Origin of the sequence: Acinetobacter sp. YH01011 (assembly GCF_013420785.1) — a bacterium.
Classification (GTDB): Bacteria; Pseudomonadota; Gammaproteobacteria; order Pseudomonadales; family Moraxellaceae; genus Acinetobacter; species Acinetobacter towneri.
Map to the genome: position 1 here is coordinate 90,818 of NZ_VOYG01000002.1, position 13,153 is coordinate 103,970.

Consider the following 13,153-nt stretch of genomic DNA (forward strand, 5'->3'; position numbering starts at 1 on the left):
TATTTAAAAGTGCTAGACTCAAACCAATTTAACTCACGAAGATGAAGTAAACATGACCTATAAAGACGAAACTTTGGCCATTCATGCAGGCTATAGCCCAGAACCAACCACCAAAGCCGTGGCTGTGCCTATTTACCAAACCACTTCTTATGCCTTTGATAATACGCAACATGGTGCCGATTTATTTGATTTAAAAGTACAAGGCAATATTTACACCCGTATTATGAACCCAACCACTGCAGTATTGGAGCAACGTGTTGCAGCACTTGAAGGCGGGATTGGCGCATTGGCTTTAGCATCGGGTATGGCTGCAATTACCTACGCAATTCAGACCATTACCGAAGCAGGCGATAACATTGCTTCAGTATCAACTTTATACGGCGGTACTTACAACTTATTTGCCCACACCTTGCCTAAACAAGGCATTGAAGTACGTTTCTTCGATTATCAACAGCCTGAAAGCTTACGCGACCTGATTGATGACAAAACCAAACTGGTCTTTGTAGAATCCATTGGTAACCCATTGGGCAATATTATTGACCTTGAAGCGATTGCGAAAATTGCGCACGAATACGGCATTCCAGTGGTGGTGGATAACACTGTAGCCACGCCTGTCTTGCAAAAATCATTTGATTTTGGCGCAGACATCATCATTCACTCACTGACCAAATATATTGGTGGTCACGGTACGTCTATTGGCGGCATTATTGTCGATAGCGGTAAATTCCCTTGGGGCAAATATCCTGAGCGTTTTAAAGCCTTAAATACACCTGACCCAAGTTACCATGGTGTGAACTATGTAGAAGCCTTAGGCGCTGCAGCATTTATTGCACGTGCACGTGTAGTACCACTACGCAATACAGGTGCAGCGATTAGCCCGCATAACGTATTCCTAATTTTACAAGGTTTAGAAACCTTAAGCCTGCGTATGGAACGCCATACTGAAAACGCGCAAAAAGTAGCGGAATATTTACAGGCACATCCAAAAGTGAAATGGGTCAATTACGCAGGTTTGAAAGATCACCCGCAACATGCGTTGGCACAAAAATATGTGAAAGGCAAACCTTCTGCAATTCTGTCTTTTGGTGTGCAAGATGGCCGTGAAGGCGGAACCCGCTTTATTGATGCACTGCAATTATTCACACGCTTGGTCAATATTGGCGATGCCAAGAGTCTGGCTTGCCACCCTGCAACCACCACTCACCGTCAGTTGAGTGCAGATGAACTCAAAGCGGCTGGTGTGAGTGAAGATATGGTGCGTTTATCCATCGGGATTGAACATGCCGATGACTTAATTGCCGATTTAGAGCAAGCTTTAGCAGCCGTATAAAAACTCATCAGTTCAAACTTTGTACTGGCATCCTGCTGATTAATTTCAACAGGATGCTTTTTTATTTTAATTTTTCTTTGTATGTCTTTGCATTAGCTTTATTTCATGGTAAAAATAAAGATATACAGCTCACAAAAATAGAGCAATTACTCTAAATTCATTTTTAAATTCAACCACTTATTCCATAGCTTTTTTTGTGCAATCGGCTATCATAAAGCCAAGTAAAACAGTTCAAATTCAGTCTGAAATTTGAATCGTCAATCTCAATAAAAATGACAACTCAGGAATCTAAATCAGGAATATTAGCGTGAAGCCAAAATTAGAGAAACTTTTTCAACAGCGTGTAAATGGTAAAGTTGCCCTTATTACAGGTGCATCGAGTGGTATTGGTTTAACCGTGGCACATAAGCTAGCCGATGCAGGTGCGCATGTGCTTTTGGTGGCACGTACTCAGGAAACGCTCGAACAAGTCAAAGCTGAAATTGAAGCACGTGGTGGCAAGGCTTCAGTTTTCCCTTGTGATCTAAACGATATGGACTCTATTGATGCTGTATCGCAACAAATTCTTGCCTCTGTCGATCATATTGATATTTTAATTAACAACGCAGGCCGCTCAATCCGTCGTGCAGTACATGAGTCGGTTGATCGTTTCCACGACTTTGAACGTACCATGCAGCTCAACTATTTTGGTGCTGTGCGTTTGGTACTCAATATTTTGCCGCAGATGATGCACCGTAAAGATGGTCACATCATCAACATCAGCTCGATTGGTGTATTAGCCAACGCAACGCGTTTCTCGGCTTATGTGGCATCTAAAGCCGCATTGGATGCGTTTAGTCGCTGTCTATCTGCAGAAGCGCATACACACAAAATTGCGATTACTTCGGTGTATATGCCATTGGTTCGTACCCCAATGATCGCACCAACCAAAATTTATAAGTACGTGCCCACCCTTTCACCTGAGCAAGCGGCAGATTTAATTGCTTATGCGATTGTGAAACGTCCGAAGAAAATTGCGACACATTTGGGTCGTTTGGCTTCAATCACTTATGCGATTGCACCAGACATTAACAACAAACTCATGTCGATTGGTTATAACTTATTCCCAAGCTCTACCGCTTCTGTGGGCGAGCAGCAAAAACTGAACTGGGTACAAAAAGCGTATGCGCGCTTGTTCCCAGGTGAACACTGGTAATTTATACACAATTCAAGTTTTGCTTTAGGCGACCTACGGGTCGCCTATTTGTTTTTACAGCTTAGGTTGAACAGCGCACAACAATACAACATCACTTCAACAATTTTTAAATTGTGCAGCCGCAACTTTTCATGTGATTTTAATATTGGTTTAAAAAATAGCATTCAAAATGACATTACAATAATGAAAGGTACAACACATGAAAACTCTGTATCTGTTTAAGCTATTTTGTTTTTCTGCTGCGGCTTTGAGCGCCTACCACTTATATGCTGAGCTGATGCACAATCCTATAAATATTTTCCAAGTGATTACTTTGGCAGGTTTAATTGTGGTGCTATCGGAGCTCGGCTATCGCAGTCGACTTACAACTTCTGTTCCTGCAAGCTCTGCAACACAAGCAGATGCTCCAACAGACTATGCTTATCTGTGTTCTAAATTGGCAGCAAGCAGTATTGCTACCTGTTTTATTGTGCAAAGCTGGATGGCTTAAAACATTCCTCCAACAATCTAAACCACCACGTGTAATCCGACAAAACATTCAATTGATGGATTGTTTTATGCTATAACACAGCTGTTTTAAGTCGTTTGAATGAATTATGCGAGCCCTAGCCCTCATTTTACAATATGGCTGTTTTGCCTTTGCCTTGTTTCTGAGTTATCAGGTTGCAACGGCGCTTTATCAGCAAGAATATGAACTTTTAGAGGTTGTTGCCGATGTCGGCACGATTTTAATTTGTATTGATTTGGGCGTATTTTTATTTAGCAGCAAAGCCTCACAAGGTTTAAATCTTCAGGAATATGCTCGCCAACTTGAAGCACCACCGTCAAAACTAGTCGCAGTGACTCGTAAACTTGGACATTTGGGAATTATGCTGATTTTGGTGAGTTGGATTGTACCGTTGATTTAAAATCCATCAAAAAATCTGTATATAAAAATGTTCCTGCAAAACAAAAAGCTCCCGAATTTCGGGAGCTTTTTGTTAGAGCAATTCAAAATTACTTCGAACCTTTAATCCCTGCTTGTAACAACAATGCACCTAAACCACCAATTTTATTTTCTTGTGGTTTAGCGGCTTGTGGTTTTTTCGCTTGTGGACGCTCAGTCTGAGGACGTGACTGCTGTGGACGTTTCGCTTGTGGCTTACGCTCTGTACGCTGTTCTTGATCACGACGTGGTGCACGCGCTGCTTTTGCAGGTGCAGCCGAACCTTCAGGACGCATCGATAAATTCACACGGTTACGCTCTACATCAACCTGCAACACACGCACTTGAACAATTTGACCTGGTTTCACCACTTTATGCGGATCAGCCACAAATTCATTGGCCAACTCAGAAATATGCACCAAACCATCCTGATGTACGCCCACATCCACGAAAGCACCAAAGTTGGTCACGTTGGTTACAACACCTTCAAGCTGCATGCCTTCAGTCAACTGCGCCACTTCAGTAATATCTTCACGGAATTTAGCCGTACGGAATTCAGGACGTGGGTCACGACCTGGTTTTTCCAATTCAGACAAAACATCCTGAATAGTTGGTAAGCCGACTTGCTCATCCACAAATTCTTCAGCATTCACCGAACGGATAATTTCAGTATTACCAATAATATCTTTAACCGTGGTCGCTTTGGCAGCCACAATTTTTTCTACTAAACCATAAGATTCAGGGTGCACTGCAGAAGCATCCAAAGGCTCAGAACCTGCCTGAATACGTAAGAAACCTGCTGCTTGTTCAAAAGTACGTTCGCCTAAACGCGGTACGTTTTTCAAAGCTTGGCGATTGTCAAAACGGCCATGTTCTTTACGGTATTCAACAATTTGCTGTGCAATGGCTTTATTCAAACCTGCGATATAACCCAAAATTGCTGAAGATGCCGTGTTGACATCGACACCGACCGAGTTCACACAGTCTTCTACCACAGCTTCTAAGGTTTTTGCTAAACCTGCCTGATTCACGTCATGTTGATACTGACCCACACCGATTGATTTTGGATCAATTTTTACCAACTCTGCCAATGGGTCTTGCAAACGACGTGCAATCGACACTGCACCACGAATCGACACATCTAGTTCTGGCAACTCTTGCGATGCCAATTCAGAAGCTGAATACACAGATGCACCCGCTTCAGATACAGACACACGTGTTAATTTCAAGTCACTGTGCGCCGCCATCATTTCTGCCACAACCGCTTCAGTTTCACGGCTTGCAGTCCCGTTACCAATCGCGATTAAATCAACATTGTGCTCACGGCATAAACGTGCAAGTTCTTCAATCGCGCCTGCTTTGTCTTCTTTAGGTGCAAATGGATAAACCGTGCTATGTGCAACCACATCGCCAGATTGGTTCACCACAGCCAGTTTGACACCTGTACGGATGCCAGGGTCTACGCCCAGCGTACAACGCGCACCTGCAGGTGCAGAGAGCAATAAATGACGCAAGTTTTCTGCAAAGACATCCATCGCTTCAGCTTCGGCAGCCAAACGCTTTTCAGTCAATAATGAATGTTCGATTTGTGGACGCACTTTGCCCAACCAAAACAATTTTGCCGTTTGCTTTAAAAAGTCCTGACGTGCTTGCGGCTGAATTTGATCTAAATTGTATTCAGTTTCAATACGTGCCAAAGGTGCACTGTCTTCACCATCAACTTTTAAACCCAAGACGTTTTCTTGGCGACCACGCAACATCGCCAATAGGCGATGTGAAGGCACTTTGTTGAGGTTTTCTGAAAAATCGAAGTAATCACGGAATTTTTTGCCCACTTCTTTTTTCTCTTCAGAAGCAACCAAGCTTTTTAATACCGCTGTTTTGGCAAAAATTTCTTTTAATTCTGTGGTTAAGGCAATATTTTGTGCCCATTCATCAATCAGAATGTGTTGTACCGCATCTAGCTGACTGTCTGCATCAGGATAGTCTGCATGACTAAAGCCTGCTAAAGCTTCGCTTGGCTCAACCTGTTCTGCAAAAATTTGCGCTGCAATTGGGCCTAAACCTGCTTCTTTAGCTTTAAACGATTTACTAGTGCGTTTTGGACGGTAAGGCGCGTAAATTTCTTCTAAAGCATTTTTGGTTTCAGCAGCGTTAACCCGTGCCAATAAATCATCAGATAATTTATCTTGTTCTTTGAGTGATTCTATTACTTTTTCGCGACGCTCATATAAATCACGTAAATACGATAAACGTGTATCGAGCTGACGTAGCTGCGTGTCATCTAAACCTTGCGTCACTTCTTTACGGTAACGTGCAATAAATGGAACGCTAGCACCTTCATCAATAAGTTTGATGGCAGCTTCTACTTGATTTGGTCGTACGGCAAGTTCTTTTGCTAACTGCTGAACTAAGTCAGTCATCGTGTGTGATCCTACAAGGATAAGTACTAAAAGCCATGATTATAAAGACCAAGACTATAAAATCCACAATTGTTTTATGAATTTTATAAATGGTGGTTTTTTGGCGATTTTTGCCAATTCGGCTAAATTTTATAAATCTAAATAAAATTCAGGCTTATGTTAGACTCAAACGGACAAATATGTCAGTTTTTCGCATGGGAATGCTGTATATATTTGGTATCTATGTCTTGATTTTATCTGCAATATTTGTTGCTTTAGAGCATAGGCAATAGATACCAATGAATCGTATACTCAAAGCCAACTCAACTTTTTGTTTACGATGACAATAAAGAATAAAGGAGCACATCATGAGTTTAGTTGTACCTGCTGAAAAAACAGATACCGTACACAGCGAAACTGACCGCGTTGAACGCATTCTCGTTGTCGATGATGATGTGCGTTTACGTACCCTGTTACAGCGTTTCTTGGAAGATAAGGGCTTTGTGGTCAAAACTGCCCACGACGCGACACAAATGGATCGTTTGTTACAGCGTGAACTGTTCTCTTTAATCGTGCTTGATTTTATGCTGCCTGTTGAAGATGGTTTAAGTATTTGCCGTCGTTTACGTCAATCTAACATCGACACGCCAATTATTATGCTGACGGCTCGCGGCAGTGACTCTGACCGTATTGCAGGACTTGAAGCAGGTGCAGATGATTATTTACCAAAACCGTTTAATCCAAATGAGCTGTTAGCGCGTATTCGTGCTGTATTGCGTCGTCAAGTGCGCGAGGTACCAGGTGCACCAAGTCAGCAAATGGAAGTGGTTGGTTTTGGCCCATGGTCACTAGATTTATCGACCCGTACTTTGACACGTGAAGGTCAGGTCGTGACCCTAACTACAGGTGAATTTGCAGTACTCAAAGCGTTGGTACAACATCCTCGTGAGCCTTTAACCCGTGACAAGTTAATGAATTTGGCGCGTGGTCGTGAATGGGGTGCGATGGAGCGTTCGATTGATGTTCAGGTTTCACGTTTACGTCGTTTAATTGAAGAAAACCCTGCCCGTGCACGTTATATTCAAACGGTTTGGGGTGTCGGTTATGTATTTGTTCCAGATGGTGCGGAATAAGTTGAAAATGATGTGAGGCTTCAGCCTCACATCTTCATGCAATGATCAACATTTATGCACACCGATCATTGTGCTAGATTTAAAGAACAGACATTCCAATAACAAGTATATTCATCATAAAATTTCACTCACTAAATTCGCTTTACAACCTCTGCCACAGGACAAGATGTGAAACTCGAACCCATCGACCCACAAGAATTTACCGACTATGTGGCGTATTCTGAAAAGAAACGTACCCGCTGGGAGCGTTTTCTGGACAAAATCAAACCACGCTCTGCAGCCATGCGCACCACGGTACTGGTGGTTTTTGTGGTGTTGTTTAGCCTGTTTATGTCGTTGTGGTTCTTTTGGCGCACCTTGTATTTACCTGAAATTCAACAACACGCCCGCTATTTAGCGGTTGAACTGGAAATTTTAAACAATCCAGATTTGCGCATTTTTCACAATGAAGCCGAAGTCGATGTCGATGCGTGGCTTAAAAATCGGGTCGGCATTGAATATGTAACCGATCCACGTGAGTTTCCTAATGTACGGGAAAAAGTCATTGCAGAGTTTTTTACCCAACAAATAGAAAAGAAACTGGCAACTGAATTAAAAATGCAGGATGTCACGGTCTATTTCCAGTTCAAACCAAGCCCGCGTATTTGGATTCAAACCCCAGAAATGAATGGCAACTGGGTACGTGAACCCCTTAAAACCTATGCCAACTACAGCCCTGAATTGGTCTTTGGCTGGCTTTTGGGTATTCCACTGTTAGCTGCAGCAATTATTTTAACTCTAGTACGTCAGCTGAATCGTCCTTTGCGTCGTCTGCAAAATGCCGCCAATAGCTACAGTAAAACAGGCAAAGCACCTTATTTAGAAACCAATCACGGTCCGCAGGAAATTCGTGAGGTCAACCAAGCCTTTAATCACATGATTTATACCTTGGAACAGACTGAACGTGACCGTCGTATCATGTTGGCGGGTATTTCACATGACCTGCGCACGCCACTGACACGGATTCGTTTAAGTGCTGAAATGATGCCTGATGATGATTTTTTAAAAGAAGGCTTAATTTACGATGTAGAAGATATGGATGCGATTTTGAATCAATTCATTTCTTATATGCGTGATGGTTCTGATGAAGAATTACAAGAAACCGATCTAAATGTTTTGCTGCAGGAATTGATTATTCAATTTAAACCGTTGGATATTCGCTTTAACGCACAAGAATTACCTCTAATTCAGGCGCGTAGTTTGTCACTGAAACGTCTGATTGGTAACTTGATTAACAACTCCAAACGCTATGGGGCAGAACCAATTGAACTTTCAGCAGAAGTGCTAGAGGATCAGATTCGGATTAGTGTTGCCGACAACGGCACAGGAATTCCTGAAGACCAGATTGCAGATTTAATGCAGCCGTTTGTACGTGGCAATGAAGCGCGCACCGTACAAGGCAGTGGTTTAGGCTTGGCAATTGTAAAACGTATTGTCGATATTCATCAGGGCGAGCTCACCATTCAAAACCGCGAACAAGGCGGATTAGAAGCCATTATTACCCTACCACTACAACACGAGCAGGTTGAGGAAAAAAATAGCCTTGGCACACTGGAAAAAATAAAGCAAAGCCTGAGCGAGCACTTTTAATTGCCCTCAGCTTTGTATGCTGTTGAAATGGCTATATACCAAATTCAGACCAACAGCAAATCTAAAGTGCAATCAAAGCAAAAACTTCTCACAGCGCATATCAAAATTGTATAAAAATATATCAAATAAATTTTTACATTTATCAAGTGATATATAAATAAACTATTAAATTCAACTATTTATATATTATTTAATATTTTTATACCACCATTTAGGCAAAAAATTAGACCTTAGCCTAACACCTATGCAAAATACCTTTTTTGATCGGTACAATCGGTATCAGTTTAGTATTTTACGAGAGTTCACCATGTCTTTAGATCGCATTCGTTTAGCCTCCCTCCACGACAAAGTAATCAGCGCAGAACAAGCTGCTGAATTCGTTCAAGATGGTATGACCGTAGGTATGAGTGGCTTTACTCGTGCGGGTGAAGCAAAAGCAGTTCCACTTGCATTGGTTGCACGTGCAAAAACCAATCCTTTAAAAATTGATTTAATTACAGGTGCAAGTCTAGGTAACGATTTAGACAAGCAATTGACTGAAGCGGGTGTGTTGGCACGTCGTATGCCGTTCCAAGTAGACAACACTTTGCGTAAAGCAATTAACCAAGGTCAAGTTATGTTTATTGACCAGCACTTGTCTGAAACTGTTGAGCAAATGCGTAACAATACGCTTAAACGCCCAGACATCGCTATTGTTGAAGCCGTAGCAATTACTGAAGACAGCTTAATCATTCCAACAACTTCTGTAGGTAACTCTGCAAGCTTTGTTGAATTTGCAGATAAAGTCATTATTGAAATCAACACTACGGTAAGCACAGAATTTGAAGGTCTACACGACATTTACATTCCTGAAGCACGCCCAACACGTGGTCCAGTACCGTTAACTCACGTTGACCAACGTATCGGTACCAAAGGTATTCAGTTAGACCCAGCGAAAGTTGTAGGTATTGTATTTAACGATACTTTGCTTGACTCTCCATCTAACGTGACTGATCCAGATGACGAAACTCAAGCTATTGCAGATCACTTGATCGCATTCTTTGAAAATGAAGTTGCACAAGGTCGTTTACCGAAAAACCTAGCGCCATTACAAGCAGGTATCGGTTCAATTGCAAACGCAGTATTAACAGGCTTCAAACACTCTAACTTTGAAGACTTGGTCATGTACTCAGAAGTACTTCAAGACTGTACCTTTGAATTAATTGATGCAGGCAAAATGAAGTTCGCTTCTGGCTGTTCAATGACTTTGTCTGAAAAATGTGGTGATCGCGTATTTGGCAATCTTGCACACTACAAAGACAAATTCATTTTACGCCCACAAGAAATTTCTAACTTCCCAGAGTTAGTTCGTCGTTTAGGCATCATTGGTATTAACACTGCACTTGAGTTTGATATTTACGGTAACGTGAACTCAACACACGTATGCGGTACCAAAATGATGAACGGTATTGGTGGTTCAGGTGACTTCGCGCGTAACGCACACTTGGCGATTTTCGTGACTAAATCGATTGCGAAAGGCGGTGACATTTCATCTATCGTTCCAATGGCTGCGCATGTAGACCACAACGAACACGACGTTGACATCTTAGTCACTGAGCAAGGTTTAGCAGATTTACGCGGTCTTGCACCACGTGAACGCGCTCGTGCGATTATCGACAACTGTGTACACCCAATGTACCGCAATGCATTGAATGATTACTTTGAGCGTGCATGTGCAAAAGGTGGTCACACTCCTCACCTACTTCGTGAAGCATTATCTTGGCATGCAAACTTCGAAGAACACGGTCACATGTTGACTCCTGCACAACAAGAATCTGCGCAACCAGCATAATTCGCGTGCAATAAAAAACGCCCTGATTTTTCAGGGCGTTTTTTTATGTCTTAAGTTTTTATGTCTTAGATTGTCACAAGGTCATTTGCGACAACGCACTCCATTTTACTCAAATGCCAAAGCTTTAAATTCATCTATAAAATGCTGCCCTAACTGGCGTAAACCATCCACACTGAGTGTGGTTTCAATCACACCCAAAGACACCACATCACGTTGAATTTGCAGCACAGTTTGACCTTGCGGGTTGATATAAAAACGAGAACCCAAAGTTGCAAATTTGCTTGCTAAGTCTAGGTTTTGTTCAGCTCGAACTTGATTCACCACATCTTGCGCGGTAAAACGGTATTGATCATGCAGCAAATTTAAGCTGTTGGATTGCCCATATTCTGCACTTAATGCACAATCATCCAAGACCTGTAAAGGCTGATCAAGATTGGCAAAAGCAGTCGCAGGGAGACTCAGCGCAAGACTGAATAAAATAGGGAGAGAAAATTTTAACATTGGACACCTCGCACATAGGTAAATTACACCTGTGGAGAAACATCCTTTTTTCACCAACTTATATTTTAAGTTCAAAAATCACTCAATACATTGACTTTTTATACCAAGCGACCTAAACGCAGCAAAACTGGAAACTGAATTTCCAAGCCCTGAGCAGGTTGCTGCTGCAACAATTGCTGTAATTCAAGCAAGGGCGTATCAGTATGTTGCTTTAAATAATGCTGCAGTCCCGACCAAGTGTTTAAATAATTCAGCAATTGTGCTGCCGACCAACGATATTTCAGGCAAAGTTCGGGTGTCACGATTTCTTGAAATGGGAAAGGAATCGTGCGATATAAGTCATCAATATAACGACGTTCAGCATCCCAACAACCTTTTAAGGTCTGAAAATACAAGCGTTGAATTGCGGTATTCACCTCAGGATCTACAGCTTGAATCAGACCGTAGCCCACCGCAGCAAATATTCCACTCGGTTTTAGCACCCGATGCACTTCGGCATAAAAGGCATCAAACTTGAACCAGTGAATCGCTTGTGCAACGGTAATTAAATCCACACTCGCATCTGCCAATCCGCTGTCTTGCGCCAAACAAGCGCGATAACGCACATTTTCCCACTGTGGTGCTTGATCCAGCTGTGCCTGACTTAAATCCGTGGCTAAAATCTGCTGAAAATGTGGCGTTAATAACTGGGTAAACTGCCCTGAACCTGCACCGCAGTCCCATGTCAAACCGCGCTCTGGCACATGTTGTAAAATCGTATCGACAATCGCGGTTGAATACTGCGGACGTGCCTGACGATATAAATCGCTGCCCTGCGAAAACAAATCTTTCATGCTGCATTCCCTGACCATGATCGCTTGATTTTAATTCAGCTTGTTTAATACGTATTGTGGACTTTAGATGAAGATGCAAAGCGGGTTTGAATACAAGATTTTATTTTAGACATAAAAAATTTTGCGCATAAAAAAGCCCCAAACATTGTTTGAGGCTTTTTGAATATGGTGGCGAGACCCAGGATCGAACTGGGGACACACGGATTTTCAATCCGTTGCTCTACCGACTGAGCTATCACGCCAATGCCGTGTATTAAGCCGTATCTCGGCTGAATAGTCAATAAAAATCATCACTTTTTTATTTGATCGCATAAATTTTATGCAAAAAAAATCCCTGATGGGATCAGGGATTGAAAACGTTTAACCGTTTTGAATATGGTGGCGAGACCCAGGATCGAACTGGGGACACACGGATTTTCAATCCGTTGCTCTACCGACTGAGCTATCACGCCAATGACGCGTATTAAACAGTTTCAGCTGTAAATCGTCAATAGTCTTTTTCGCTTTTCAGTGCAAATGTTTACTTTTACAGCAACCTCATTCTATTTCTGCTGAAATATCACCCAAAAATTTAAAAATGAGTTCTTTTCCAATTAAATTTTGACAAACTTCCGATACGCGAATGTGGGGCACGGATGCCCCACGTTACCCATCACGACAAGGATGTCGTGTATGGGTAACAAAAGACTTTTGCCTACTTTGGGTCTTGCCAAAGTAGGAAGATGCCTACGCAAAGCTATTTAAACCTTAGCTAAAAATTGTGGCTGTGCAAGCACAAAAAACAATATAGGATTTAGATAAACTTCTTTCACAAATCCGATTAAAACCATACTTCAATCCCCCATCATCCTCTTACGGAAGATATTCCTCATCCCTGAGCCATATATGGCGCAAGAGAAGGGATTTTCGATACTAATTTAATTTTGACCTATACGGATAAACTGAAAAGACAGACACAACGTCAGCTTTTTAAAAACTCACAACTTACCCAAATGCGCCAAACAACGATGAATCGCACCACAACCCGGCTGAAAGTGCTGCACACCTTTGGCTTCTTCCATACGGCACACCTCACTCACCAAACGATCTGCCACACCTCGACCACGGTTTGCAGGATGCACCACAATATATTCAAGCGTACGATGATCATCTTGCCCTGTGCACCAAATCGCACCAATCACTTTAGTATTAAATTCTGCCGTGTAAAGTAGGGTATACTGAGCCAAGTTCTGCTCAAGTTGGCTTACCGCATCTTGCCCATCGCCAAATTCAGGGCTGGTATCATACAGTCGCTCAAGCTGGCTGCGCACTTCGGTATTTTCCAGTGAAGTATAGGCATGTACGGTAATAGGCATTGATTAACCCTCCTGAGCA

11 protein-coding genes and 2 tRNA genes are annotated in these 13,153 nt (G+C 42.2%); 7 read left to right on the top strand and 6 right to left on the bottom strand.

Translation table 11 applies throughout. The annotated features are described in order from the left end of the window. Positions 1–52: 52 nt before the first annotated feature. The 4 genes from FTT78_RS01780 (at position 53) to FTT78_RS01795 (ending at position 3,433) form a co-directional block, all read left to right on the top strand. Positions 53–1,330: an O-acetylhomoserine aminocarboxypropyltransferase/cysteine synthase family protein gene (locus FTT78_RS01780; protein WP_004974425.1), complete on the top strand. Its 1,278-nt coding sequence runs from the start codon at positions 53–55 to the stop codon at positions 1,328–1,330. A gap of 307 nt (positions 1,331–1,637) precedes the next feature. Further along, the gene (locus tag FTT78_RS01785) at positions 1,638–2,525 is read left to right on the top strand and encodes an SDR family NAD(P)-dependent oxidoreductase (protein ID WP_004974423.1); all 888 of its coding nucleotides are present in this window, start codon (positions 1,638–1,640) and stop codon (positions 2,523–2,525) included. A gap of 199 nt (positions 2,526–2,724) precedes the next feature. Next, positions 2,725–3,015 carry a hypothetical protein gene (locus FTT78_RS01790; protein WP_154320242.1) on the top strand — a complete coding sequence of 97 codons (291 nt, stop codon included), beginning with the start codon at positions 2,725–2,727 and terminating at the stop codon, positions 3,013–3,015. 106 nt (positions 3,016–3,121) lie between these two features. After that, positions 3,122–3,433 (top strand): hypothetical protein, encoded by a 312-nt coding sequence (locus FTT78_RS01795; RefSeq protein WP_019838218.1) that lies wholly within the window; start codon positions 3,122–3,124, stop codon positions 3,431–3,433. Between the two features lie 88 nt (positions 3,434–3,521). Here the strand turns inward: FTT78_RS01795 and FTT78_RS01800 are convergent, their stop codons facing one another. Then, the gene (locus tag FTT78_RS01800; RefSeq protein ID WP_096901295.1) at positions 3,522–5,873 is read right to left on the bottom strand and encodes a Tex family protein; all 2,352 of its coding nucleotides are present in this window, start codon (positions 5,871–5,873) and stop codon (positions 3,522–3,524) included. A 347-nt stretch (positions 5,874–6,220) separates the two neighbouring features. On the opposite strand from FTT78_RS01800, the gene ompR reads away from it, so the two are divergent. The 3 genes from ompR to FTT78_RS01815 all read left to right on the top strand — a co-directional run bounded on the left by ompR (position 6,221) and on the right by FTT78_RS01815 (position 10,445). Then, positions 6,221–6,985: a two-component system response regulator OmpR gene (gene ompR / locus FTT78_RS01805; RefSeq protein ID WP_004974415.1), complete on the top strand. Its 765-nt coding sequence runs from the start codon at positions 6,221–6,223 to the stop codon at positions 6,983–6,985. Positions 6,986–7,153: 168 nt separating this feature from the next. Further along, entirely contained in the window at positions 7,154–8,614 is a 1,461-nt protein-coding gene (locus FTT78_RS01810) for an ATP-binding protein (protein ID WP_180043469.1), read from the top strand. Between the two features lie 307 nt (positions 8,615–8,921). Next, a complete protein-coding gene (locus tag FTT78_RS01815) occupies positions 8,922–10,445 on the top strand; it encodes an acetyl-CoA hydrolase/transferase family protein (protein WP_180043470.1) in 1,524 nt (507 codons plus the stop codon). Positions 10,446–10,550: 105 nt separating this feature from the next. Here the strand turns inward: FTT78_RS01815 and FTT78_RS01820 are convergent, their stop codons facing one another. From FTT78_RS01820 to FTT78_RS01840, 5 genes are all read right to left on the bottom strand, one after another. Continuing rightward, positions 10,551–10,946 carry a hypothetical protein gene (locus tag FTT78_RS01820; RefSeq protein WP_004974410.1) on the bottom strand — a complete coding sequence of 132 codons (396 nt, stop codon included), beginning with the start codon at positions 10,944–10,946 and terminating at the stop codon, positions 10,551–10,553. Between the two features lie 98 nt (positions 10,947–11,044). After that, a complete protein-coding gene (locus FTT78_RS01825) occupies positions 11,045–11,779 on the bottom strand; it encodes a class I SAM-dependent methyltransferase (protein WP_131260652.1) in 735 nt (244 codons plus the stop codon). A 166-nt stretch (positions 11,780–11,945) separates the two neighbouring features. Further along, positions 11,946–12,021: transfer RNA gene (locus FTT78_RS01830), tRNA-Phe, on the bottom strand. Positions 12,022–12,155: 134 nt separating this feature from the next. Then, positions 12,156–12,231, bottom strand: a tRNA-Phe gene (locus FTT78_RS01835). Between the two features lie 525 nt (positions 12,232–12,756). Continuing rightward, positions 12,757–13,134 carry a GNAT family N-acetyltransferase gene (locus tag FTT78_RS01840; protein WP_096902643.1) on the bottom strand — a complete coding sequence of 126 codons (378 nt, stop codon included), beginning with the start codon at positions 13,132–13,134 and terminating at the stop codon, positions 12,757–12,759. Between the last annotated feature and the right edge of the window lie 19 nt (positions 13,135–13,153).

Excerpts from the sequence above, each read along its gene's own strand:
- FTT78_RS01780 (WP_004974425.1), top strand. The coding sequence starts at position 53 with ATGACCTATAAAGACGAAACTTTGGCCATTCATGCAGGCTATAGCCCA.
- FTT78_RS01790 (WP_154320242.1), top strand. The coding sequence starts at position 2,725 with ATGAAAACTCTGTATCTGTTTAAGCTATTTTGTTTTTCTGCTGCGGCT.
- FTT78_RS01795 (WP_019838218.1), top strand. The coding sequence starts at position 3,122 with ATGCGAGCCCTAGCCCTCATTTTACAATATGGCTGTTTTGCCTTTGCC.
- FTT78_RS01800 (WP_096901295.1), bottom strand. The coding sequence starts at position 5,873 with ATGACTGACTTAGTTCAGCAGTTAGCAAAAGAACTTGCCGTACGACCA.
- ompR (WP_004974415.1), top strand. The coding sequence starts at position 6,221 with ATGAGTTTAGTTGTACCTGCTGAAAAAACAGATACCGTACACAGCGAA.
- FTT78_RS01815 (WP_180043470.1), top strand. The coding sequence starts at position 8,922 with ATGTCTTTAGATCGCATTCGTTTAGCCTCCCTCCACGACAAAGTAATC.
- FTT78_RS01820 (WP_004974410.1), bottom strand. The coding sequence starts at position 10,946 with ATGTTAAAATTTTCTCTCCCTATTTTATTCAGTCTTGCGCTGAGTCTC.
- FTT78_RS01825 (WP_131260652.1), bottom strand. The coding sequence starts at position 11,779 with ATGAAAGATTTGTTTTCGCAGGGCAGCGATTTATATCGTCAGGCACGT.
- FTT78_RS01840 (WP_096902643.1), bottom strand. The coding sequence starts at position 13,134 with ATGCCTATTACCGTACATGCCTATACTTCACTGGAAAATACCGAAGTG.